Raw genomic sequence first — 21,588 nt, forward strand, 5'->3', positions numbered from 1 at the left:
ACGAAGACCGATCAGGTCCGACTAATCGAAAGGAATATGAGTGAGGGTGTGCGCGGCAGGATGCTCACAGCTCGCAAGCGCAAAGAAGATGCCAGTGCCTGCAGGGGTGGGCCGAGATGTTCCAGGAGCATCGGGCGAATCAGCAGGAGAAGACCGGCGAGCAACGCGAGGATGCACGCGGTGGCCATGTCGGAATGGCTTTGCCCGGTTCCCATCAGGCAGGCCTCATCACACGGGACAGTACTGGCGGTTTCCGAGGTGGCTGCGATCGAGGCGGAGTGGTCGGTGGCCGTTGATGCAAGTGCGGAATGGTGGGTGTCGTGGCCGGCCGGATCGGCGCTGAAGGTGTGCATGCCGAGCAGCCCCACGATGATCATGAGCGCGGCGCCCACTATCAGAAGGAGGGCGCGCAGCGACTGGTGCTGACGCGTGACGCGCAACGCAATCGGCATGCTCGACCCTCCCATCTATCTCACGCTAACACCATCCACTTTGTGCGCACCCTGTGGTGGACAGCCGCGCGAGGAGGCGCGTGATCAGGCCGCTGACGTGACGCGAGAATCCGCCCCGCCCTTGGCGCATTCGACGGCGCTTATCCGGCGAGCTCTGGACTGCTCGGCGTCGATGAGGGGTACCCGGTGACGAGTCAGCGCGGTAGCGGCAGCGCCAGCCATTTGCGCTCGCTGTAGCAGGAAGCCGCGGCGGGCTTTGCCATCTCCGTCATCGGCCGATGGTAGTGGGCAGGTCGGAGTCGTCGGCGATTGTGACCGGGTGCGCTGCGCCGTGGTCGAGAGTGTGGCCGATGGTGCAAAGTTTGTCGATTGCGCGTTCGGCTCGGTCGGTGAGCGCGGCGATCTTGTCGGCGTCGAGGGCGCCCATGTTGGTGCGGATGGTCGCGGCGATGGTGTCGTATCGGTCGCCGGACTCGGGCTTGGTTCCGGTGGCATCGACAACTGCGGCGAAGTCGTCTCCCAGACTGCTCGCGAGGGTGTGGTCAGAGGAAAGCAGCCCACAGGCAGCGAGGGCGAGTTGCAGCAGCTCTCCGGGACTGAATGCGCCGTCGGCGCCCAAACTCCCAATGGGGACCTCTGCTCCGCGCGCGTTGCGGCCGATGTACGTCTTGGGGCCCAGGCGCTCGAGGTGCACGGGGGTGGGTTCGGTCATGATTGCTCCGGTTCGGTGTCGTTCATCGCCGAGAGGACGGGGGTGTGCCCGGATGCTGCGGCGAATGTGGTGAAATCGGTCCAGGTGAGGCCGATGCTTTCGGTGTGGGTCATGGGGTGGAAGTTCACCTGCTCGTGGTCTTGTAGTCGTTCATCGACGATGAGAGTTATGGCCTGTTGGGTGTCGTTGAACAGGGCCAGCGGGGTCGCGGTTCCGGGTGTGACGTGGAGGCGCTCGGTCATCGTGTCGGCGGAGGCGAATCCGAGCCGGCCGCGGGCGTCGATGCGGGTGTGCAGTGTCTTCAGATCGATGTCGGTATCTTCGTGAGCGGTGACGAAGAACAGGTTGCCTTTCTTGTCTTTCAGCAGCAGGTTCTTCGTGAACGTGCCGGGCAGATCACCGCGGAGGCGTTTGCCTTCCTCCACGTTCGTGTGGGCCGGGTAGGCCACGATCGGCGCGTCCACGCCGATTTCACCCAGGTAGGTCAGCAGTGCTTCTCGTTCTGTGGTCTCGGTGGTGTTCATCGGGTCACCTCATCCAGTGCCTGGGTGAGGTCCGCGATCAGGTCGGCAGTGTCCTCGAGGCCGACAGAGAGCCGGATCATCGAGTCGGTGATACCTCGGCGCTCCCGCTCTGCGGGGCTGAGGCCGTGATGTGTGGTGGTTACCGGCTGTGTGGCAAGGGATTCCGCACCGCCCAGGCTCGGGGCGAGGGAGAACAACGACAGCCGGTCGGCGACCCGGCTGGTGGCCTCCGAGTCCGCGTCAACGTCAATTGTGAGGATGCCACCGAAGCCGTGCATCTGAGCGGCCGCGAGCTTGTGACCGGGGAAGGATGCTAGACCCGGGTAGAGCACGCGCTTCACGCGCGGGTCGGCTTCCATGGCTTCGGCGATCGCCTGCGCCGCGGCGTTCTGCGCGTTCACGCGGATGGTGAGGGTGCGAAGGCTCCGTGCGAGCAGCGCGGCGGGCTCGGGGGCAATGGTGGTGCCGAGGTTCTTCCGCCATCCCCATACCGGGGTTACCAGTTCCGCGTTGCCGAGCAGGAAGCCAGCGGTGACGTCGGAGTGGCCGCCGAGGTACTTGGTGGCTGAGTAGACGGTGAAGTCCGCGCCAAGCTCCAGCGGGCGCTGGTTCACCGGGGATGCGAAGGTGTTATCGATCGCGACCAGGGCACCGTGACGGTGCGCGATCGCGCTGATCGCGGCAACGTCGAAGATCTCCAGGGCGGGGTTGGTCGGCGTCTCGAAGAAAACGAGACGTGCACCTGCCGCGAGGACGGCGTCGAGCTGTTCGAGTTCGCTGCCGAGAAGGAAGGTCGTGTCGATGCCCAGGAGCGGAAGTTGGTCTGCGAGTAGTTCGAGGGTGCCGCCGTATGCATCGCCCAGGCACACGACGCCGTCGCGGCCGTACTGGGCGAACAGCGCCATCTCCGCAGCCATGCCGGAGCAGAAAGCGAGGGCGGCTTCTGCGCCTTCGATCGACGCCATCGTCTCTTCCAGCGCGAACGTCGTCGGGTTCAAGCCGTAACGGGTGTAGAGCGCGCCGGGCTTCCGGCCGTCGACCACATCGAGCAGAGCCGCGGTGTTCTTGAACGCGAACGTCGTGGTGTTGTAGATGGGCAGGTGCGGGGCACCGTGCGCGTCCTTCAACGTGGTGCCGTGGATTGCGCGGGTGGACTGTCCGGGGGTTTCGGTCATGAGTTTGAGCCTTTCTGAGAGGTGGTGCGAGACATGCTGTCGTTCCTTGTCATGGGGGTCAGGGGGCGTCGGCGGGGAGTGCGCGGCGGCTGCGCGCCCAGATCAGTACCGGGATCAGCAATAGGGCGAGCACGCCACCGGAGACGGAGAGGATGCTGTAGCTCGTCGAAGCCATCACCACACCAGACATCGCACCGCCACCGGCACCGGCCAGAGCGATCAGGACATCGATCGTTCCCTGCGTCCGTGCACGGTTCGCGGGCACCGTCGAATCCACGACCAGGGCAGTGCCGGCGATGAGGCCGAAGTTCCACCCCAAACCCAACAGCGTCAGCGCGAGGATAAGCATCCCCAGCGAATCCGCCGGAGCGAAGGCTGCAACGACACCGGCGAGCAGCAGAGTAACGCCGGACGCGATCGCCATCGGCACGCGCCCCAGCTTGTCGACCAGGATGCCGGTGACGAGCGACGGCAGATACATCGCGGCAATGTGGATGCCGATCACGAGACCGACTTCACCGAGGCCGTGTTGGTGGGCGCGCATGTGCACCGGGGTCATCGTCATGATCGCGACCATCGCGATCTGCGTGAGGACCATGACCGTCGCTCCAACGTAGGCGCCGGTTGTCGGTCGCGGTACGACCTGTAGCTCACCCTCCTTCGGCGGGACGGTGTTCGCAATACCGATCTGACGAGCGACGAGGAACGGGTCCGGACGAAGGAGCACCAGCAGCACGACGCCGGCAGCGATGTAGGCGAGACCTGCAAGCAGGAACGGACCCGCCAGCGACGGGATTCCCCAATTCACCGCGAGCACGCCAAGCGGCTCCACCAGGTTCGGGCCTGCCACCGCCCCGAGGGTGGTAGACACCATCGCCACGCTCACCGCGGTACCGCGCTGAGTCGGGAGCGCGAGGTCGGTGCCGGCGTATCGAGCCTGAAGGTTTGTCGCGGTTCCGGCACCGTAAATGAACAGGGCGACGAACAGCAGCGGGATGCTACCGGTGACTGCGGCGAGCACGACGCCTCCGGCACCAATCCCACCCGCGGCGAACCCCAGCCCCAGGCCGATACGACGGCCCCAGCGCTGCGTGAATCGTCCGATGAGGAACGCCGCGAGAGCCGAACCCAATGTAAACAGTGCAGTCGGAGCGCCCGCCAGACTGTCCGAGCCCAACATCTCCTGCGCGAGCAGCGCCCCGACGGTCACACCGGCCGCAAGACCCGCACCGCCGAGGATCTGGCTGACGACGACGACAGTCAGCGTACGGCGCTGTAGCCGCTTGCAGGCGCCCTCGTCTTCGTCGATGACGCGAGCGAGTGCGATGACATCAGGCTGTTTGGTCAAGGCGCGCCCCCTCAGACGCGCGCCACTCGATGACGCCCTCATCCATCGCCTTCGCATCGATGCCCTGCTCCCGCATCCACGCTGCAGCCTCACGGGCCATCCGGCAGAACTCGCCACGGCAGTACACAACGACCTCAGCATCGACAGAAATCTCCGAGCGGCGGTCCTCGAGCTCGTCGAGGGGAATCGAGATTGAGCCGGGGAAATGGCCAGCGTCGAACTCGACCGCAGGGCGAACGTCAACCACGGTCATTGTCGACGTGACAGCAGACGGATGGATGAGAGGTACAAAGGCACTGGAAGCGGACGCCTGACCCAGGTATATCAACAACATGTCCCGCAGCTCGGGCGAACGCAAAAGCCCGACCTTCTTCGCCGCGAGATACAGATCCACAACGTCATTACCGGCAAGACGGTAGTGAACCGTGGTGCGCTCCTTACGAGTCCGCACGAGACCGGCCTGCTTCAACGTCTGAAGACCGGCAGACACCGTGGTCACACCCATGCCCGTCATCCGAGACAACGTCTCAACCGAATGCTCACCTTGGGCGAGCACCTCAATCAGTTCCAGCCTTCGACCATTCGCCACCGCTTTCAGCACGACGGCGAGGGAGTCATAAACAGAAAGCTTGTCCACCAGTTCGCTATTCCACGCTTCCATGGAATACACCGTACACCGCACCTGATCCTGTCGAGAAGCTGATCAGGCAAAGGCCCTGCCGAAATCGATCGTTTCAGGCAGCCGGCTAGAACGCATTCACTGTCATCGGCAGCTCGAGTTGATGTGGATCCTGTTGATCCCAAATCTGTCGGTTCACCAGCGGCGAGCCAGGCTCCCCGCGCTCGTCGGCATCCACACCCTTTCACCCGACTCTTCAGAATCATGGGGAGCTGGACGAAGAGGTTGGCTGAGACACATGCAAGCTCGACCGCACGTCGCCGGGAAATCAATCTGGGCCCTCTCTCAAGTACGTCAGCCCGATGTTCTGAGCGCGAGGCAAATGCGCGTTGCCGCAGGTAACGTGGCCGGCATGTCGATCGAAACGTATATCGCGGTTCTGCACGACGATGAGGCGGCGGCTGATGATGGCGAATCCGTCCTCTGCCCGCTCCAGCCCGATGGGCAACCCAAGCCCAGCATCGATCACGATGGCGTGCTCTATGACCTACTTGAAGTCCAGAGCCGGGACGGTGTCTTTGAGTACAAGCGCGAAAGATCTTGAGCCGGTTGCGAATCACCAGACCAATCAGAACAGTGAAAGGAATCGAGGTGTCGTGCGGTCTGCGCATTGCCAGATCTGAAGCGGTTCAGTGCACGAGGCGGGCGATCGCCTGAGATACGCACTTTCTCTTCGGCGATGTCACCGCCGACGCGAGTTACATCTGCCACGCAGTGGCGCAGGTGGTCTTCGAGAAGTCCGACGGCCACAGTTTGCAATGCGATGGTCAGCGCGGAGATCTGAGTGAGGATATCGATGCAGTACTTCGCGTTTTCGACCATGCGGCGGTCATCGTTTCAGGATGGCGCGGGTCATGGTGTCCGGACGGAGATCGGGGCGTCGTAGCAGCGCGCGTTCAAGGCGAGAACGATCGTGGACGACAACACGAGGATTGCTCCGACCGAACGCACCGACCGCTGGTTTGCCTCGGCTACGTGCTCATGGCCGCGGGGCCGCCCCTCGCACCGACGCACCTGATGAGTGATGCCCGATGGACCGACGGTGCCCGGTGGACCTACAGGGTAGCCAACTACGACGTCGCGATGATCATCGGCACTTTCGGTCAGCTGGCGAGCGAGAGCATGATGCCGCCGCCTGCTCCGACTAGCACCACGGCCCAGGCGGGCATTCTCCAAGCGATGAGTAGTACGAAGCAGATCAGTGCGAGTACGAATGGTCCCGCTCCGGTGATGGCGGTCGTGAAGACGGGGTCGTACAGGGCGGCAGCCAGGATGCCGACGACGGCGGCGTTCGCGCCGCGCATGAGAGCCTGCGCCCAAGGGCGAGACCGGAAGTCGTTCCAGAACGGGAGCACACCGGTCAGGAGCAGGAACCCCGGAAGGAACACGGCGCCAAGGGCGATCACCGCTCCTGTGATGCCGCCCGGTCCCACGGTCGAGAGGGTGCCGAGGTAGGCGGCGAAGGTGAAGAGCGGTCCGGGTACTGCTTGAGCGGCGCCGTATCCGGCGAGGAATTGGTCGGACGTGACCCAACCAGTGTCGACCAGTCCTCCTTGCAGCAACGGGAGGACGACGTGGCCGCCGCCGAACACGAACGCCCCGGCCCGGTAGAAGGTGTCGAAAAGCGCGAGCGGCTCCCACTTGGTGGTTGCGGCCAGCACCGGGAGACCTAGAAGCAACACAGCGAAGAGAAGCAGAGAGATGATCCCCGCGACACGGGCGACCGGGAATCGAACCATCGCGGAGACCGGGGCGGTCGAGCCTCGGCAGAGAAACAACCCGGCGATCGCTCCGATCACAATCGCGCCGATCTGACCCACCGACCCGGTGAGGAGAAGTGTGCTGGCTGCGGCGACGACCGCGATCGTTGCACGGGTGGGATCAGGGGTGAGCGAGCGAGCCATACCCCAGACGGCCTGCGCAACGATGGCGACCGCAACGATCTTCAGGCCCGTGAGGATGCCGCTCCCCACGGTTCCCTGAAACAGCGGGGCTCCGTACGCGAACGCGACCATGAGCGCGGCCGAAGGGAGGGTGAAGGCGATGAACGCAGCGATCGCGCCAAGCGGGCCCGCTCGGAACAAGCCGAGACCGAAGCCGACCTGGCTGGACGCGGGGCCGGGGAGGAACTGACTGAGAGCGACGAGATCGCCGTACTCGTCGTCATCGAGCCATTTGCGACGTTGGACGAGCTCGTCCCGGAAGTAGCCCAGATGTGCGATTGGACCCCCGAACGAGGTGACGCCCAGCTTTGAGAAGACCCGCAGCACCTCCCATCTCGAGCCCTGCCGTGACGGCTGCGGAGTATCGATCTCAAGAGTCACGCCTCTGGGCCTTTCCCCGTGAAGATCCGCATGCGATCGCGGGCCACGGCGAGCCCGCGACGGCCTTTGTCTGTGGCCGCGTACAACTTCCGCGCGGTACGCCCATCGCGCTCGGTGCGGACGGTGAGGTATCCGTTGCGAACCATCTTGTGGAGCATCGGATAGAGCGTGCCGGCAGAGAGGCGGTAACCGTGTCCTGCGAGCTCATCGATCATCCATGCCCCGTAGATCTCCTCTTCGGCTGCATGGTGCAGCACGTGCATGCTGACCAATCCTGCGAGAAGATCGCGATACTCATTCAGCTCGTCCGCTGACACTTCGACTGTCATGATTCCGTTATAGCGGATTACGATAGCGAGAACCGATGCTGAACCTGAACACTCGGCGAACTGCTTCAGATCGGCCGTGATGAGGGCGCTACTGCCGTCGGCGAGGTCGATGTGCGAAGGGGAACACGATGGAAGAACGTCCCGGAAATCCTGACTCCATGAGAGAAGGCGGCAGCGAAGTCCGCGAGGACCGATTCGTCGAGGAAAGAGATCTGACGAGGTGGCGCTCCCCGATGGGGCGGTACCTTACTCGCGTGACAGACCGGCTGGGTCCCTACGCCACGTTGATCACCACCCTGATCATCGGCATGGCCGCAGCGGTCGGACTTACCGCGATCGCTGCCGAGATCTACGATGCGGTATCCGAGTCCGACGGTGTCGCAGGGCTCGACGAACCACTTCTCGCCGCAGCCATCAGCATTCGCACGCCGTGGCTCGACACCGCGGCCACCTATCTCACTGACGTCGCAGGTGTGATCGGGATGCCGATCATCGCCGTGCTCGCGATGATCGTGCTCGCCATCCGACGACGGTCATGGACCCCCATCATCCTCATCTCGGCAGCCGGGGTCGGCTCTCTCCTGATGACCATCGCGGGAAAAAACCTCATCGGCCGAGCACGCCCCGACATCACCGATGCCGTTCCGCCCTACGAGCACTCGCCCTCGTTCCCTAGCGGACACGCTCTCAACGCCGTCGTGATCGCCGGCATCATCGCCTACCTGCTCATCCTCCGTCAGCAGCGCATGATCACGAGGATCATCACGATCACGATCGCTGCGATTTTTGCCGTGGCGATCGGAGCGACTCGGGTGTATCTCGGGCACCACTGGTTCACCGATGTCCTCGCCGCCTGCTTCCTCGGAGCCGCCTGGCTCACCCTCGTCATAACAGCACACCGCCTGTACTTGACCGCTCGCGCCAGGGAACCCATCAACGCCATGCAGCCCGCAAAGTCGTCGACGCCATTCGGGTACTGAGCGAGTCACGAAGGAATAAGTACATCCGGCGTGCCGATAACGATCGTTTTTGGCGGAGCCGGCGCCAACGCCTCCGCCACGTTCGTGGGAATCCGACACCGTCGTGAGACGTTCCGCCAACTCCGGAGATTCCGACAGGTTTCGTGAGATCGGACGGCGTTTATCCTGTTCCGCCGATTCTGCAGGAATACCCCATGGGGGTATATCGTTGTGCGCATCAGAGAGTCGAACCGCGAAGCCTGAAAGAGGAGCACACTATGTCCGATTCCCCTACTGGATCCTGCTGCAGCACCCATAGCTACGGTGCGGTCACCGCGGATGGGCGCAGGGATCTACTCGCTCCGTCTGTGGATCAGCTCGCCGAATGCCCCGTGATGGTCGGCAGCACCGTTGTCAAGGCCGACGCGGAAGCCGCCGGCCTGTTCCGTGACTACGAGGGCGCCCGCTACTACTTCTGCTGCGCGGGATGCGGCCCCCGATTCGACGCGGATCCCGCCAAGTACGTCGCCACCGCCTGAGCACGTTCCACCCGTGGGTGCCCGCCACCACGGCACCTCGCATAGCGTTCCGATTCCGAGGAGGATCGATCCCATGAGTAACCCGCACCAGGACGGCATTGAACACACCGACCAACGCCACGAGACTCACCCCTCGGAACACGAGGCCCATCACGAGCTGGCGCATCCGGCCGCCGCCGGAACCGCCACAGATGCCTCGACACCCCACCACCAGCACAACGACACAACGCCTCACCCGGCGCATGCGCAGGGCGGACACGGCGGTCATGGTGATCACGTGGGGCAGTTCCGGCGGTTGTTCTGGATCATGCTCATCCTGGCCGTCCCGACCGTGGCCCTGTCGGGCATGTTCTCGATGATCCTCGGCTACGCCCTTCCGGATGTTCCCGGGCTTGTCTGGGTGTCGCCGGCGCTGGGAACGGTGATGTACGTCTGGGGTGGGAAGCCGTTCCTCGTGGGTGCGGTGAGCGAGATCCGCTCCCGTAGGCCCGGGATGATGCTCCTGATCGGCCTCGCGATCACGGTCGCCTTCCTCGCATCCTGGGGGGCGAGCCTGGGCATCCTGCATCACGAGTTGGACTTCTGGTGGGAGCTGGCGCTGCTGATCGTCATCATGCTGCTGGGCCACTGGATCGAGATGCGATCGCTTGCGCAGACCACCTCCGCCCTCGACTCCCTCGCCGCGCTCCTCCCGGATGAGGCAGAGCGTGTGGAGAACGGGCAGGTCGTGATCGTCTCGCCCTCCGACCTCGTCGTCGGTGATGTCGTCGTGGTCCGGCCCGGGGGCAGTGTTCCCGCGGATGGGCGCATCGTCGATGGTCGCGCGTCGATGGATGAGTCGATGGTGACCGGCGAATCACGCACGGTCACCCGCGGCACGGGCGACCCGGTCACCGCAGGCACGGTCGCGACCGATTCCGGGTTGCGGGTGGAGATCACCGCGATCGGCGATGACACCACCCTCGCGGGCATCCAGCGCCTAGTGACGGAGGCGCAGAGCTCGTCCTCACGCGCCCAGCGCCTCGCCGACACCGCCGCCGGCTGGTTGTTCTGGTTCGCGCTCGGCGCTGCGGCGATCACCGCGCTCGTGTGGACGCTGGTCGGGTTCCCCGACGCTGCGGTCATCCGCACCATCACTGTGCTGGTGATCGCCTGCCCTCATGCGCTCGGCCTGGCCATCCCCCTGGTCGTATCCATTGCGACCGAACGGGCCGCGCGCGGCGGTGTGCTCGTCAAGGACCGCCTCGCGTTGGAGAGCATGCGCACCGTCGACACGGTGTTGTTCGACAAGACCGGCACCCTCACCAAGGGCGAACCGGTCGTCTCCGAGGTGTCGGTCACCGGCGGCCACGATGCGGACCGGGTACTCGCCCTCGCTGCCGCGGCCGAGGCCGACAGCGAGCATCCGTTGGCGAAGGCCATCGTCCGTGCCGCCGCCGAGAAGAAGCTCACGGTGCCCGGAAGTCGCGACTTCACCTCGTCGCCCGCTGTCGGTGTCACGGCAACCGTCGACGGCACGACCGTCCGCGTCGGCGGACCGCACCTGCTCACGGAAGAAGGCGCGGAGGAACTCCCCATCGCCGACACCTGGCGCACGGACGGTGCGATCATCCTGCACGTCGTTCAGGACGGGCAGGTCGTTGGGGCGCTGAAGCTCGCCGATGAGGTGCGTTCAGAGTCCCGTGAAGCCGTTGACGCGCTGCACGTCCTCGGGGTGCAGGTGGTCATGATCACCGGCGATGCCGAAGCGGTCGCACACGCCGTCGCGCACGATCTCGGCATCGACCGGGTCTTCGCCGGCGTGCGACCAGAGGACAAGGCCGCGAAGGTCCAAGAGTTGCAGCGCGAGGGCAGGAAGGTCGCGATGGTCGGCGACGGCGTCAATGACGCCCCGGCGCTCGCGCAGGCCGATGTCGGGCTGGCGATCGGTGCCGGCACGGACGTGGCGATCGCCTCGGCCGGTGTCATCCTCGCCAGCGACGACCCGCGCTCTGTGCTGTCTGTGATCGAGCTGTCGCGTGCGGCGTATCGGAAGATGAAGCAGAACCTGTGGTGGGCTGCGGGCTACAACCTGATCTCCGTCCCCCTCGCTGCCGGCATCCTCGCCCCCATCGGGTTCGTGCTGCCGATGTCGGTCGGCGCCATCCTCATGTCGCTGTCCACGATCGTCGTCGCCCTCAACGCGCAGACGCTCCGACGCCTCGACCTCAGGCCAGAGAACACGACCCGGACCATCCTGGACCGGCGCCCATGACGAATTTGGAGGACAGGAGGACCGACGTCATCGACCCTGCACCGGCCTGTGACCACGGTGAGCACGGGTACATCACCGACAAATCCCGCTACCTCGCCCGCCTCAAACGCATCGAAGGCCAGGCGCGCGGGGTGCACCGTATGGTCGAAGACGAGCAATACTGCATCGACATTCTCACTCAGATCTCCGCACTCACCAGCGCCCTGCGTGGTGTCGCCGTCGGACTCCTCGAAGACCACCTCCGCCACTGCGTCACCGATGCCGTCCGCGCCGGCGGGGACACTGCCGAGGAGAAGATTAGAGAGGCATCCCAAGCCATCGGCCGCCTCGTCCGCTAACTCTGCTGCCCTGAAACCCCACCCTCCGCTATCACCCACGTCAGGATGTTCACCATGCACGTTCAAGTTCTCCACATCAGTCACTGCCCGAGCTGGGTCGAGGCAGGCACACGCCTCACAAACGCCCTCGAATCCGCCGGGTTCCCGGGAAACGTCGAGTTTCACCTCATTGAAACTCCGGAGGACGCCGCTGCGGTGCCCTTCTCCGGCTCCCCAACGATCCTGCTCGATGGCGTCGACGCCTTCCCCGGCGCTGACCGCACCACAGAGCTTGCCTGCCGGATCTACCGCACCGAGTCCGGCCTGGCCGGTCTGCCCAGCAGCGAGCAGATCGCGGCCGCGATCACACAACACCAGGCGCAATAGAACAACTTTCGCGTCCTCGACCCGGTGAACGGTGTCGGCACCCGATACCGCGGATCGACGAGAGCGACGATTCGACGCGTTTGGGTGCTGTCAGCGGCCGGTCGCTTCGTCGAGGGCGTCGGTCAGGTCGGCGAGTTGGGTGAGTTCGAGCTTCTCGCCGTCTATGAAGAACGTTGGGGTGCCGGTGATCTCGAGGAAGCGGCCGTCGTTGAGGTCCTCTTCGACCCGTTCTTGAGTGGCAGGGTCCGCGACCGCAGCATCGTAGGCGTCCATGTCGAGCCCGAGCTGTCGGAAACGTGGTGAGGTGACACTGAATGTCGCTCAATCGAGTCCTGTCAGCGATCTCCGGCTCGCCTTGTCGTGACACTTTCCTGATCGTTTCCGGGTTGCATTCGTCGGAACGTAGTGACCAGACCCGCAAGTGTGAAGGTGATGTCGCCCTCCAGCGTTTCGTCGGCGATGTTCATCTCATGCCTATCCTGTGTAGGGGCTAGTACCTGATCAGCGTTACCGGAAAGTCTGTCTGTACGTCTTGCCCGTTGAGGTGACTGAATGCGTGAAGCGCTCCCACGTCATCGAGACCAATGCTGGCGTCTGGATAGAAGACCACGAGGCCGCTTTCGAGCGGCCTCACGTTCGTCGCGTCGTAGTTTGCTTGAGTGCTGCTCGCCCATTCGAAAACATGCGCTGAAGCCGTCTCGTGAAACCGAACGCCATATCGCTTGCCACCGTTGCCGTCGACGCCGTGATAGTCGACCCCGTACCCGAAGTACTCGACGTCACCGGGGATCACTTCTCCCAGCCCCCAGGTGACAGTGACTGATCCGTCGCGCTCCTCGATTAGCACGGATGTTACAAACCGGGGAAGCTGCTGATGGCTCATGTGCAGACGATAGCGCGCATGTCCGACACGATCGGGCGAGATAGCGGAGACCCGTGAAGGCGGGCGGGCCTACACGGCTGAGCCGACGGGGCGGGTCTCGCGCTCCCAGGACTGCGTCGCGACCTGCACGGCATCCCACGGTGAGCCCAGCGGGGGCGTGTAGGACAGATCGAGGTCACTCATCGCGGCGACAGTCATCCCGTGGTGAAGGGCGGTGGCGTAGGTATCGACGCGCTTGGAGATCTCCGCGCCGCGGGTGCCGACCATCTGCGAGCCCAGGAGGCGACCGTCGCGGGTGTCGCCGGTGATGCGGATGCTGATGGGTGTGGCTCCCGGGTAATAGCGCTTATGGTCGTCTGCGATTGCGGTGTGACTGTGCGGTACGAAACTGGCCGCGGTGGCTTCGTGGTCGCGGAGGCCCGTGCGCGCTGCCACGACGTCGAACACCTTCACTACCTGGGTGCCGAGGCTCCCCGCAAAGATCGCATCGCCGCCGATTGCGTTCTCCCCCGCCACGCGTCCCTGCTTGTGGGCGGTTGTGCCGAGTGGGAGGTAGGTGACGCCCAGGAGACGGTGGTGGGTGACCACGCCGTCGCCGGCCGCCCACACGTGCGGAAGGCCGGTCCGCATCTGCTCGTCGACGACGACAGCGCCACCTGGGCCCGTGGACGCTCCGGCCGCCGTGAGAAGGCTGGTGTTGGGGCGCACTCCGACGACGACGAGTACCACGTCCGCGCTGCGTGAGAAGGCTTCGCCGTCGCGGGTTCCGGAGACGGTGATCCGGCCAGCGTCGCGTGCGACGGTGTCCACGACGGTGCCCGTGAGAACGTCCACGCCATGTCGGGTGAGTTCGTCGTGAACGAGCGAGCCGAGTTCGGGGTCGAGGGTGGAGAGCACTTCCGGGCCGCGCTGGAGCTGGGTGATCTGAAGGCCCCGCACGGTGAGCGCTTCGGCCATTTCCAGGCCGACGTAGCCGGCGCCAACGATGATTGCTGTCTCGGGCTGGTGTCCATCGAGGTAGCGTTCGAGCGCGAACGTGTCGCCCATCGAGTGAAGCAGGTGCACGCCGTCGTCGGGGCCGAGCTGGTCGAGGCCCGCGATACCGGCAGTCGACGGGGATGCCCCCGTGCCGACCATGAGTTCGTCATACGCGATCGTGGATTCCGCGCCGTTCGCGTCGCGCAGGGTGAGGCGGCGACGGTCGACGTCGATGCCAGTGGCGAGCGTGTCCAGCCGCAGGTTCATGCCAGTGGCTTCGAGGTCCGCGTGAGTGCGGTGCGCGAGGGACTGCCAGGGCTGAACTTCGCGGGAAAAGTAGTACGGGATGCCGCAGATGGAGAAGTTCGGATAGGAGTCCGCCACAACCACGGTGACGTCGACGGACGGGTCGAGTTCGCGAGCCCGGAGAGCAGTGGAGATTCCGGCGTCGCTTCCGCCGATCGCTACAAGACGCATGAGGACCTTTCAGCGTTGCCTGTGGTCAGCTAGACGAGTTCGCTGACCAGTTGCGTGATGCGCGCACGAATGTTGTCGCGGATCGGGCGCACGGAATCGATGCCCTGACCTGCCGGGTCATCGAGTTCCCAGTCCTCGTAACGCTTACCCGGGAAGAACGGGCATGCGTCGCCGCACCCCATCGTGATGACGACGTCGGATGCTTGGACCGCTTCCGTCGTCAGCACCTTGGGCTGCTCGGCGGTGATGTCGATGCCGAGTTCCGACATCGCTTCCACGGCGGTCGGGTTGATCTGGTCTGCGGGTATTGACCCGGCGGAGCGGACTTCGATGCGGTCGCCGGCGATGTCGCGGAGGAAGCCTGCGGCCATCTGGGATCGTCCAGCGTTGTGGACGCAGACGAAGAGGACGGATGGCTTGGTGGTTGTGTCAGTCATGGTTTTTGTCCAGTTCGAGAAGGTGTGGTCAGTTGAGAAGGTCATTGACAAGGACGCGAACGCGAACGGCGATGTCGTCACGGATCGCTTCCACGCCGTCTACCGACGCGAGAGCTGGATCGCCGACGGCCCAGTCGTCGTATCGGACGCCGGGGATGACGGGGCAGACGTCGCCGCAGCCCATCGTGATTACGATGTCGGCGGCGCGAACAGCGTCGTCGGTGAGTGGCTTCGGGAACCGTTCGGCCGCCGCAGCCCCTTCGATCTCTACGAGCAGTGACCGGACGTGCGGGTGGATGACGTCTGCGGGGGCCGACCCGGCGGAACGGGCAACTACCTTCCCTCCTGCCGCTTGATTCACCAGTGCCGCTGCGAGCTGCGAGCGACCGGCATTGGCAACGCATACGAACAGCACCTGGGGCACGTCCACCGCTCGATCGCGGGTAAGGTCACTCAGACGTTGCCGAGCGAAGCGCTCGGTGAGAGGAATCAAGGCGGATGTGACACGGGCCGTTCGCGCCAGTGCGGTGTAGGACTCACGCACAAGCGCGAGTACGGTGCTCGTCTCGAGTTCAGGAACCTCCGCTGCAAGCTCCTCGGCGAGACGCGTCACGCGGGCATCAAAGTCCGGGCGCAGACCTACATCCTCCGAGTTGTTTCGCCAGGGCGCAGCAAGCGTCGAGGACGCGAACGTGTCGAGGAGCGCGGTGACAGCGCCGCGACGGGCTGGATTGATGCGATACCAGACCCACGTGCCGCGGCGTTCTGAAGTCAGCACGTCGACGTCTTTGAGTACCTTGAGGTGGTGCGAGACGGTCGGCTGCGATACATCCGCCAGCTCGGCGAGGTCGCACACGCACGATTCTCCGCGCGGGTCGGAGGCGATGGCCGACAGCATTCTGAGTCGCAGCGGGTCCGAGAGTGCCTTCAATGTCGAGGCGACGGATGCTGCAGCATCCTGCCCGATGGCCTGTGAGACAACTGGATGTTTCGTAGCAGGTGTACACGAGTCGTCGGTCAATATGGTGTTCATGACGGTATCCTCTCGGCGGTGAAGGGATCGGTGTGGAACCAGCGCTTGGCTGCCCAGAGCGAGACGTAGACGAGTCCGACGAGAACGGGAACCTCTATGAGTGGGCCGACGACGCCGGCCAGCGCCTGCCCGGAGGTGGCACCGAATGTGCCGATCGCGACGGCGATGGCGAGTTCGAAGTTGTTGCCTGCTGCGGTGAACGCCAGTGTCGATGAACGCGCGTAGCCGAGGCCCAGCGTCCTCCCGCTGAGAAGCCCCACGAACCACATCACCGCGAAGTAGACCAGCAGCGGTAGCGCGATCCTGGCAACGTCGAGCGGGCGGGAGGTGACCTGCTCACCCTGCAGGGCGAACAGCAGCACGATGGTGAACAGCAGCCCGTAGAGCGCCCACGGGCCGATCTTCGGCAGGAACTTCTCCTCGTACCACTCGCGTCCCTTGCGGCGCTCTCCGATGAACCGGGATGCGAACCCGGCGAGCAGCGGGATGCCGAGGAAGATCAGCACATTCAGGGCGATCGCCCCGACGGAGAAGTCCAGCCCCTGAGTGTCCAGCCCCAGCCAGCCGGGGAGAACGGTGAGGTAGAACCAGCCCAGCAGCGAGAACGCGACGACCTGGAAGACCGAGTTGACTGCCACGAGCACGGCGGCCGCTTCCCGGTCGCCGCAGGCGAGGTCGTTCCAGATAATGACCATCGCGATGCATCGTGCGAGACCGACGATGATGAGACCCGTCCGATACTCGGGCAGGTCAGGAAGGAATATCCACGCGAGTGCGAACATCAGCGCCGGCCCGATGAGCCAGTTCAGCACCAGTGAGGAGATCAGCAGCTTCTTGTCGCCGGTCACGGCTGCGACCTTGTCGTAGCGGACCTTCGCCAGTACCGGGTACATCATCACCAGCAAGCCGAGAGCGATCGGGATCGAGATCCCGCCGACCTCGAGGCTCGCGAGCAGCGGCGAGACGCCGGGGATGAATTTTCCAAGCAGGATGCCGGCGACCATGGCGAGCCCGATCCACAGGGGCAGCCACCGGTCCAACGTGGACAGGCGGCGTGGCGTCGAGGTCGGCGCGGGAGCAGTTGCGGTACTCATGCGAAGACCTCCTCGGTCTCGACCAACGCGGCGGGCATCTCATCGAGAGCGGAGAGGTAGTGCTGAGCATCCTGAGCGGCGGCGCAGCCCGTACCGGCGGCGGTAATGGCCTGCCGGTAGGTGTGGTCGACCAGGTCGCCAGCGGCGAATACGCCCGCGAGATTCGTGCGGGTGGAGGGATGCTCGACCAAAACGTAGCCGTCCGTGTCCGTATCGACGATCCCGGCGACGAGCTCAGAGCGCGGGTCGTGGCCGACGGCGACGAACACGCCCGTCACGGACAGTTCGCGTTCTGCCCCGGTGACGGTGTCGCGCAGTGTGACTGCTTCCACCTTCTCAGCACCGACGAAGCCTGCGACCTCGCTGTTCCACGCAACCTCAACCTTCGGGTGATCAAGCACGCGCTGCGCCATGATCTTCGAGGCCCGGAACTCCTCACGCCGGTGCACGACCGTGACCTTCGACGCGAAGCGTGTAAGGAACAGTGCCTCCTCCATCGCGGAGTCGCCACCGCCGACGACGACGATCTCCTGCTCACGGAAGAAGAACCCGTCGCAGGTCGCACACCACGACACCCCGTGGCCGGTCAGTCGTTCCTCCTCGGGGAGGCCAAGCTTGCGGTAGGCCGAGCCCATGGTGAGGATGACCGCTCGAGCGTGGAAAGTCTCACCTGCACCGGTCTCAATGATCTTGAGGGGACCGTCGAGGTCAACGTGGATAGCGTCGTCGAGTAGGATGCGAGCACCAAAGCGCTCGGCCTGCACGCGCATCGACTCCATCAGCTCCGGCCCTTGCACGCCATTGATGAACCCGGGGAAATTCTCCACCTCGGTCGTCGTCATCAGCGCGCCACCGGCGGTGACAGAGCCCGCGAGGACGACCGGTGCCAGACCCGCGCGTGCAGCGTAGACCGCAGCGGTGTATCCGGCGGGGCCAGAGCCAATGATGACCAGCTCAACTTCTTGAATCGACATGTGTCTATATTGACATTTATCTATACCTATTGCAAACATGCTGAGGAGAGTTCACCTGCTCGTCACCTGGCGAACAGAACATGTCAATACAGCAACATCACTGCACACAACAGCAAGGACGAAAGATGACCCAGCCGAAGGCAGTCCTATTCATATGCAAGCACAATGCGGGGCGTTCGCAGCTGGGCGCCCACCTGCTCACTCATGTTGGCATTGAGCAGCTGGTAGCGACGAGCGCGGGCATCAGCCCAGCAGGAGCGATCAACCCCGCGATCGCTGAGTCGCTGCACGAACTCGGGATTGACACGTTCGCAGCACGCCCGCTTGCGGTGACTGTCGAAGACCTCCAGACGGCGGATGTCATCGTTCTCATGAAGTCCGGGCTTCCGCTGCCCGGACCCGTGGCCGGCGAACTAGTCGAGTGGTCGTTCCCTGACCCGTCGAACTGGGAGACCGAAGGCGTGCGCGAACTTCGTGACGCAGTCGCCGAGAAGGTGCGCGAACTCGCTACTCGCCTCATCGCCTAGGCGGTGAAGGGTGAACCGCACTCTGAGGTCCGCCCTTCACCGAGTACGGTCAGCCGACAGCGACGGGACGCGCGCCGATCTGAAGGAAGGGCGGAGCAGCGCAGCAGCTCCCGGCGTTGTCGTCGAAGTCTCCCGAACCGCCGCATACGCCGGTGTCTGGAAGGGCCAGTTCGTTGCGTGCAGCAGCCTCGTGATCGCCGGCGAGGTGCGCACCTGCTCATAGCCTGTCAGTGCGAGGAAGGTCGGGGCCCGGCCGTAGGACTTCACCCCGATGATGAAGAAACCTTGCTCGGGCTGCGCGAGTTCCCTGGCGCCCGTTGCCGACACCGAGCCACAGGAGTGGATGTTCGGGTCGATCTCGGAGGCGATGCCGGCGACGGCATCAAGCGCGGGGTCGAGGTCAGTGCGCAGCTCGCGCAGCATCCCCGTGTCCGGGCGGAAGCCGGTATCGAAGCGACATCATGCTGCGTTCCGCGCGTGACGTCCTCCCTCACTCCGGATGACGCAGAAAAGGTCGCACGGGTGTTCAAAGCGCTCGGCGACCCCACGCGCGTCAGGCTGTTGTCGCTCATCGCCGCCGGAGAAGGTGGCGAAGCGTGCATCTGCGACCTCACGGAGCCGGTCGGCCTCTCGCAGGGCACCGTCTCGCATCACATGAAGCTCCTGGCCGATGCCGGTCTGGTCACGCGGGAACAACGAGGCAAGTGGGCGTACTTCGCCCTCAACGACGGCGCGCTTGACGCGGCCGCCGATGCACTCCGCCCGGCATGACCATAGTGGATGCCCCACCCCGACTGGGTGGCCGGTTGGCCGCGCTCTCGGTGGGGCAGGTCATCAGCTGGGGAATTCTGTTCTACGCGCTCATCGTCGCGTCCCCTGCGATCGCGGATGACACGGGTTGGCCGGTCGCCCTGGTCACGTTGTCGTTCTCCTCCGGGCTCATCGCATCCGCCGCGGCGGGTGTGGTCGTCGGACGGTGGCTCGACGAGCGCGGCCCGCGCCTCATCATGACTCTTGGTAGCGTCGTCGGCCCCGCCGGACTCATCGTGGTCGTGCTCGCGCCGAACCTTGCGGTATTTACGATCGGATGGGTGATCGCCGGCATCGCACAATCAGCCGTGCTCTATCAGGCAGCGTTCACGGTCATCGCCCGTCGTTACGGGGCGCGCCGCCGCGGAGCGATGACGATCCTGACGTTGGCCGGCGGCCTCGCCTCCACTGTCTTCGCTCCCATCGTCGCCGGACTTCTCACCGTCACCGATTGGCGGACGACGTTCCTACTCCTCGCCGGTGTCCTACTCATCACCACCGTCCCTCTACACTGGTTCAGCCTCGAACGCACCTGGACACCCATCCCTCACGACGACAGCGTCCAGGCTCATACCGTGAGTACGGTCGTTCGCACCCGACGCTTCTGGATGCTGGAACTATCCATGCTCACCCTGGCGGCGGCGCTCTTCAGCGTGACCCTCGCCCTCATCCCCCTCTTCACAGAGAAGGGGCTGAGCTACGAACTCGCCGCTTGGGCACTCGGACTACTCGGGGCAGGTCAAGTAATCGGGCGACTCCTCTACGTCGCCATCCCGCACACCGCAGCCCCCTGGATTCCCCTCGCGGCCACCGCCGGACTGAGCGTCGTGTTCCTCACTCTCCTTGCTCTCGTCCCCGGACCACCGTGGCTGCTCATCTCGATCGGCATCGCCGCAGGAGCCGTCCGAGGTGCACAGACACTCGTACAGGGCTCAGCCGTCGCCGATCGCTGGGGCACCCACAACTACGGTGCTATCAACGGCGTCTTCGCCGCGCCGATTACCCTCATCAGCGCATTCGGACCCGCCATCGGACCGCTGCTCGCGGTCGCGACGGGCTCCTATTCGGCCATGGCATTGATCGCCGTCGCCCTGGCGGCACTCTCGCTCGCCTTCGCCCGATTCTCCTGACACAGCGACTCAAGAGAGTTCTTCCACGTTCGTTCACCTCACGTTCACATAGATGACCTTCTATGAATACGTCGAATAGACAATCATCTATTTGAGGCAGTTCATTGGCTGCCTACACGTAACTGAGATGAAGGAAGCAATCGTGCGAAAGACCACAGCAAAGATCTTCGCGTCCACAGCATTGGTCGTCATCGGCGCACTTGCGCTGAGCGCCTGCGGTGGACAGCCGGCAGCGGGCGAGCCCGCTGAATCGGGTGACGGCGCCTCGGGCCTGACGGGTTCCGTGAACACCGACGGTTCGTCCACAGTGGCCCCACTCACCGAGGCAGCAGCCGACCTGTTTCGTGACGAAGAGGCCGGCGTGAACATCTCCGTCGCGACTTCGGGCACCGGCGGCGGGTTCAAGTCCTTCTGCGCCGACGAGACCGACATCTCCAACGCGTCGCGTCCGATCAAGGACGAAGAGGCTGCGGAGTGCGAGGCTGCGGGTGTCGAGTACACCGAGATTGTCGCGGCCAATGACGGGCTGTCGGTGATCATCAATCCAGAGAACGACTGGGCCGAAGATCTGACCGTCGAGCAGCTCAACACCATCTGGTCTCCCGAGTCTGAGGGTGAGATCACCAACTGGAACCAGGTCGACGCGAGCTTCCCCGACCAGGCCATCACGCTGTTCGGTGCGGGCACCGACTCGGGAACCTTTGACTACTTCACCGACGCGGTGAACGGTGAAGAGGGGGCGATCCGCACTGACTACAGCCCGTCTGAGGACGACAACATCACCGTCCAGGGCGTGTCCGGCGACGTCGGAGCCATTGGCTTCCTCGGCTTGAGCTATGTCGAAGAGAACGAGGGCGTCATCAAGGCCGCCATGATCGACGGCGTCATGCCCAGCACCGAGACCGTTCAGGACGGCACCTACACGCCGCTCGGCCGCCCGCTGTTCATCTACGTCAACAACGCCTCCTACCTCGAAAAGGAGCAGGTGAAAGCGTTCGTCGACTTCTACGTCGGAAACTCCGCTGACATCGCCGAGCGTGCCCTGTTCGTTCCCCTCACCGAGGAGCAGGTCACCACTGCCTCTGACGAGCTCGCGTCACTCGGCTGAACCACCCGCTCAGGACGTTACTCATGACCACCGTCACTGAGCGGCGCGGGGGGCCCGCGACCCGCCCGGGCCCCCCCCCCCCCCCCGCAGTGGGCCGGGGGCCCCGGCCCGGGGGGGTGCGCCTCGAACAACGGCGGG

General features: G+C 64.5%; 24 protein-coding genes and 3 pseudogenes. 10 read left to right on the top strand and 17 right to left on the bottom strand.

Annotated elements, in window-relative coordinates; all coding sequences use genetic code 11:
• Nucleotides 1-11 precede the first annotated feature (11 nt).
• The 6 genes from ACP7AR_RS05210 to ACP7AR_RS05235 all read right to left on the bottom strand — a co-directional run bounded on the left by ACP7AR_RS05210 (nt 12) and on the right by ACP7AR_RS05235 (nt 4,872).
• Nucleotides 12-452: a DUF6153 family protein gene (locus ACP7AR_RS05210; protein ID WP_426183454.1), complete on the bottom strand. Its 441-nt coding sequence runs from the start codon at nt 450-452 to the stop codon at nt 12-14.
• Between the two features lie 268 nt (nt 453-720).
• Nucleotides 721-1,164: an OsmC family protein gene (locus ACP7AR_RS05215; protein ID WP_426183456.1), complete on the bottom strand. Its 444-nt coding sequence runs from the start codon at nt 1,162-1,164 to the stop codon at nt 721-723.
• Complete coding sequence (locus tag ACP7AR_RS05220; protein ID WP_426183458.1) at nt 1,161-1,688, bottom strand: prolyl-tRNA synthetase associated domain-containing protein; 528 nt, start codon at nt 1,686-1,688, stop codon at nt 1,161-1,163. Before ACP7AR_RS05220 ends, ACP7AR_RS05215 begins: the two co-directional genes overlap by 4 nt.
• Entirely contained in the window at nt 1,685-2,863 is a 1,179-nt protein-coding gene (locus ACP7AR_RS05225; protein ID WP_426183460.1) for a trans-sulfuration enzyme family protein, read from the bottom strand. Before ACP7AR_RS05225 ends, ACP7AR_RS05220 begins: the two co-directional genes overlap by 4 nt.
• Nucleotides 2,864-2,921: 58 nt before the next feature.
• Nucleotides 2,922-4,211 carry an MFS transporter gene (locus ACP7AR_RS05230; protein WP_426183462.1) on the bottom strand — a complete coding sequence of 430 codons (1,290 nt, stop codon included), beginning with the start codon at nt 4,209-4,211 and terminating at the stop codon, nt 2,922-2,924.
• Nucleotides 4,195-4,872, bottom strand: a complete 678-nt coding sequence (locus ACP7AR_RS05235; protein ID WP_426183464.1) for a metalloregulator ArsR/SmtB family transcription factor — start codon at nt 4,870-4,872, stop codon at nt 4,195-4,197. The genes ACP7AR_RS05230 and ACP7AR_RS05235 overlap by 17 nt, the downstream gene beginning before the upstream one ends.
• 370 nt (nt 4,873-5,242) lie before the next feature.
• Between ACP7AR_RS05235 and ACP7AR_RS05240 the strand changes: the two genes are divergently transcribed.
• Nucleotides 5,243-5,434, top strand: coding sequence for a hypothetical protein (locus tag ACP7AR_RS05240; protein ID WP_426183466.1), 192 nt, complete (start codon nt 5,243-5,245; stop codon nt 5,432-5,434).
• 157 nt (nt 5,435-5,591) lie between these two features.
• Here ACP7AR_RS05240 and ACP7AR_RS05245 read toward each other — a convergent pair.
• The 3 genes and pseudogenes from ACP7AR_RS05245 to ACP7AR_RS05255 form a co-directional block, all read right to left on the bottom strand.
• A pseudogene (locus ACP7AR_RS05245) lies at nt 5,592-5,715 on the bottom strand (metal-sensitive transcriptional regulator); the annotation flags it as partial.
• Between the two features lie 278 nt (nt 5,716-5,993).
• The gene (gene chrA, locus ACP7AR_RS05250; protein WP_426183468.1) at nt 5,994-7,214 is read right to left on the bottom strand and encodes a chromate efflux transporter; all 1,221 of its coding nucleotides are present in this window, start codon (nt 7,212-7,214) and stop codon (nt 5,994-5,996) included.
• Nucleotides 7,211-7,543 carry a PadR family transcriptional regulator gene (locus ACP7AR_RS05255; protein WP_426183470.1) on the bottom strand — a complete coding sequence of 111 codons (333 nt, stop codon included), beginning with the start codon at nt 7,541-7,543 and terminating at the stop codon, nt 7,211-7,213. Before ACP7AR_RS05255 ends, chrA begins: the two co-directional genes overlap by 4 nt.
• Nucleotides 7,544-7,701: 158 nt before the next feature.
• On the opposite strand from ACP7AR_RS05255, the gene ACP7AR_RS05260 reads away from it, so the two are divergent.
• From ACP7AR_RS05260 to ACP7AR_RS05280, 5 genes are all read left to right on the top strand, one after another.
• Entirely contained in the window at nt 7,702-8,523 is an 822-nt protein-coding gene (locus tag ACP7AR_RS05260) for a phosphatase PAP2 family protein (protein ID WP_426187647.1), read from the top strand.
• Nucleotides 8,524-8,780: 257 nt separating this feature from the next.
• Nucleotides 8,781-9,041, top strand: coding sequence for a YHS domain-containing protein (locus ACP7AR_RS05265; RefSeq protein WP_426183472.1), 261 nt, complete (start codon nt 8,781-8,783; stop codon nt 9,039-9,041).
• A 73-nt stretch (nt 9,042-9,114) separates the two neighbouring features.
• The gene (locus ACP7AR_RS05270; RefSeq protein ID WP_426183474.1) at nt 9,115-11,295 is read left to right on the top strand and encodes a heavy metal translocating P-type ATPase; all 2,181 of its coding nucleotides are present in this window, start codon (nt 9,115-9,117) and stop codon (nt 11,293-11,295) included.
• Nucleotides 11,292-11,633, top strand: coding sequence for a metal-sensitive transcriptional regulator (locus tag ACP7AR_RS05275; RefSeq protein WP_426183476.1), 342 nt, complete (start codon nt 11,292-11,294; stop codon nt 11,631-11,633). The genes ACP7AR_RS05270 and ACP7AR_RS05275 overlap by 4 nt, the downstream gene beginning before the upstream one ends.
• A 54-nt stretch (nt 11,634-11,687) precedes the next feature.
• The gene (locus tag ACP7AR_RS05280; protein WP_426183478.1) at nt 11,688-11,999 is read left to right on the top strand and encodes a DF family (seleno)protein; all 312 of its coding nucleotides are present in this window, start codon (nt 11,688-11,690) and stop codon (nt 11,997-11,999) included.
• A 90-nt stretch (nt 12,000-12,089) separates the two neighbouring features.
• Here the strand turns inward: ACP7AR_RS05280 and ACP7AR_RS05285 are convergent.
• From ACP7AR_RS05285 to trxB, 7 genes and pseudogenes are all read right to left on the bottom strand, one after another.
• Nucleotides 12,090-12,281: pseudogene (locus ACP7AR_RS05285) on the bottom strand (DsbA family protein); the annotation flags it as partial.
• 208 nt (nt 12,282-12,489) lie between these two features.
• Entirely contained in the window at nt 12,490-12,882 is a 393-nt protein-coding gene (locus ACP7AR_RS05290; protein WP_426183480.1) for a hypothetical protein, read from the bottom strand.
• A 69-nt stretch (nt 12,883-12,951) separates the two neighbouring features.
• Nucleotides 12,952-14,337, bottom strand: a complete 1,386-nt coding sequence (locus tag ACP7AR_RS05295) for an FAD-dependent oxidoreductase (protein WP_426183482.1) — start codon at nt 14,335-14,337, stop codon at nt 12,952-12,954.
• Nucleotides 14,338-14,366: 29 nt separating this feature from the next.
• On the bottom strand, nt 14,367-14,774 hold the full coding sequence (locus ACP7AR_RS05300; protein ID WP_426183484.1) for an arsenate reductase ArsC: 408 nt from the start codon (nt 14,772-14,774) through the stop codon (nt 14,367-14,369).
• 28 nt (nt 14,775-14,802) lie between these two features.
• Nucleotides 14,803-15,807 carry a metalloregulator ArsR/SmtB family transcription factor gene (locus ACP7AR_RS05305; protein WP_426183486.1) on the bottom strand — a complete coding sequence of 335 codons (1,005 nt, stop codon included), beginning with the start codon at nt 15,805-15,807 and terminating at the stop codon, nt 14,803-14,805.
• Nucleotides 15,804-16,901, bottom strand: coding sequence for an ACR3 family arsenite efflux transporter (gene arsB / locus ACP7AR_RS05310; RefSeq protein ID WP_426183488.1), 1,098 nt, complete (start codon nt 16,899-16,901; stop codon nt 15,804-15,806). The genes ACP7AR_RS05305 and arsB overlap by 4 nt, the downstream gene beginning before the upstream one ends.
• Nucleotides 16,898-17,875 (bottom strand): thioredoxin-disulfide reductase, encoded by a 978-nt coding sequence (gene trxB, locus ACP7AR_RS05315; protein ID WP_426183490.1) that lies wholly within the window; start codon nt 17,873-17,875, stop codon nt 16,898-16,900. The genes arsB and trxB overlap by 4 nt, the downstream gene beginning before the upstream one ends.
• A gap of 125 nt (nt 17,876-18,000) precedes the next feature.
• On the opposite strand from trxB, the gene ACP7AR_RS05320 reads away from it, so the two are divergent.
• Nucleotides 18,001-18,402 carry a low molecular weight phosphatase family protein gene (locus ACP7AR_RS05320; RefSeq protein ID WP_426183492.1) on the top strand — a complete coding sequence of 134 codons (402 nt, stop codon included), beginning with the start codon at nt 18,001-18,003 and terminating at the stop codon, nt 18,400-18,402.
• A 49-nt stretch (nt 18,403-18,451) separates the two neighbouring features.
• Here the strand turns inward: ACP7AR_RS05320 and ACP7AR_RS05325 are convergent.
• Nucleotides 18,452-18,849 (bottom strand): annotated as a pseudogene (locus tag ACP7AR_RS05325) (flavoprotein); the annotation flags it as partial.
• A gap of 30 nt (nt 18,850-18,879) precedes the next feature.
• On the opposite strand from ACP7AR_RS05325, the gene ACP7AR_RS05330 reads away from it, so the two are divergent.
• From ACP7AR_RS05330 to ACP7AR_RS05340, 3 genes are all read left to right on the top strand, one after another.
• Nucleotides 18,880-19,173 carry an ArsR/SmtB family transcription factor gene (locus ACP7AR_RS05330; RefSeq protein ID WP_426183494.1) on the top strand — a complete coding sequence of 98 codons (294 nt, stop codon included), beginning with the start codon at nt 18,880-18,882 and terminating at the stop codon, nt 19,171-19,173.
• The gene (locus tag ACP7AR_RS05335) at nt 19,170-20,342 is read left to right on the top strand and encodes an MFS transporter (RefSeq protein ID WP_426183496.1); all 1,173 of its coding nucleotides are present in this window, start codon (nt 19,170-19,172) and stop codon (nt 20,340-20,342) included. Before ACP7AR_RS05330 ends, ACP7AR_RS05335 begins: the two co-directional genes overlap by 4 nt.
• Before the next feature lie 142 nt (nt 20,343-20,484).
• Entirely contained in the window at nt 20,485-21,450 is a 966-nt protein-coding gene (locus ACP7AR_RS05340; RefSeq protein ID WP_426183498.1) for a PstS family phosphate ABC transporter substrate-binding protein, read from the top strand.
• The last annotated feature ends 138 nt before the right edge of the window (nt 21,451-21,588 follow it).

This window comes from Microbacterium sp. TWP3-1-2b2, assembly GCF_049896145.1.
Lineage (GTDB): Bacteria > Actinomycetota > Actinomycetes > Actinomycetales > Microbacteriaceae > Microbacterium.

What these genes read in the sequence shown, in the direction of transcription:
- arsB (WP_426183488.1), bottom strand. Translation starts at nt 16,901, where the DNA reads ATGAGTACCGCAACTGCTCCCGCGCCGACCTCGACGCCACGCCGCCTG.
- ACP7AR_RS05280 (WP_426183478.1), top strand. Translation starts at nt 11,688, where the DNA reads ATGCACGTTCAAGTTCTCCACATCAGTCACTGCCCGAGCTGGGTCGAG.
- ACP7AR_RS05320 (WP_426183492.1), top strand. Translation starts at nt 18,001, where the DNA reads ATGACCCAGCCGAAGGCAGTCCTATTCATATGCAAGCACAATGCGGGG.
- ACP7AR_RS05290 (WP_426183480.1), bottom strand. Translation starts at nt 12,882, where the DNA reads ATGAGCCATCAGCAGCTTCCCCGGTTTGTAACATCCGTGCTAATCGAG.
- trxB (WP_426183490.1), bottom strand. Translation starts at nt 17,875, where the DNA reads ATGTCGATTCAAGAAGTTGAGCTGGTCATCATTGGCTCTGGCCCCGCC.
- ACP7AR_RS05305 (WP_426183486.1), bottom strand. Translation starts at nt 15,807, where the DNA reads ATGAACACCATATTGACCGACGACTCGTGTACACCTGCTACGAAACAT.
- ACP7AR_RS05260 (WP_426187647.1), top strand. Translation starts at nt 7,702, where the DNA reads ATGAGAGAAGGCGGCAGCGAAGTCCGCGAGGACCGATTCGTCGAGGAA.
- ACP7AR_RS05275 (WP_426183476.1), top strand. Translation starts at nt 11,292, where the DNA reads ATGACGAATTTGGAGGACAGGAGGACCGACGTCATCGACCCTGCACCG.
- ACP7AR_RS05220 (WP_426183458.1), bottom strand. Translation starts at nt 1,688, where the DNA reads ATGAACACCACCGAGACCACAGAACGAGAAGCACTGCTGACCTACCTG.
- ACP7AR_RS05295 (WP_426183482.1), bottom strand. Translation starts at nt 14,337, where the DNA reads ATGCGTCTTGTAGCGATCGGCGGAAGCGACGCCGGAATCTCCACTGCT.
- ACP7AR_RS05235 (WP_426183464.1), bottom strand. Translation starts at nt 4,872, where the DNA reads ATGGAAGCGTGGAATAGCGAACTGGTGGACAAGCTTTCTGTTTATGAC.
- ACP7AR_RS05240 (WP_426183466.1), top strand. Translation starts at nt 5,243, where the DNA reads ATGTCGATCGAAACGTATATCGCGGTTCTGCACGACGATGAGGCGGCG.
- ACP7AR_RS05270 (WP_426183474.1), top strand. Translation starts at nt 9,115, where the DNA reads ATGAGTAACCCGCACCAGGACGGCATTGAACACACCGACCAACGCCAC.
- ACP7AR_RS05225 (WP_426183460.1), bottom strand. Translation starts at nt 2,863, where the DNA reads ATGACCGAAACCCCCGGACAGTCCACCCGCGCAATCCACGGCACCACG.
- ACP7AR_RS05255 (WP_426183470.1), bottom strand. Translation starts at nt 7,543, where the DNA reads ATGACAGTCGAAGTGTCAGCGGACGAGCTGAATGAGTATCGCGATCTT.
- ACP7AR_RS05215 (WP_426183456.1), bottom strand. Translation starts at nt 1,164, where the DNA reads ATGACCGAACCCACCCCCGTGCACCTCGAGCGCCTGGGCCCCAAGACG.
- ACP7AR_RS05300 (WP_426183484.1), bottom strand. Translation starts at nt 14,774, where the DNA reads ATGACTGACACAACCACCAAGCCATCCGTCCTCTTCGTCTGCGTCCAC.
- ACP7AR_RS05265 (WP_426183472.1), top strand. Translation starts at nt 8,781, where the DNA reads ATGTCCGATTCCCCTACTGGATCCTGCTGCAGCACCCATAGCTACGGT.
- ACP7AR_RS05335 (WP_426183496.1), top strand. Translation starts at nt 19,170, where the DNA reads ATGACCATAGTGGATGCCCCACCCCGACTGGGTGGCCGGTTGGCCGCG.
- ACP7AR_RS05210 (WP_426183454.1), bottom strand. Translation starts at nt 452, where the DNA reads ATGCCGATTGCGTTGCGCGTCACGCGTCAGCACCAGTCGCTGCGCGCC.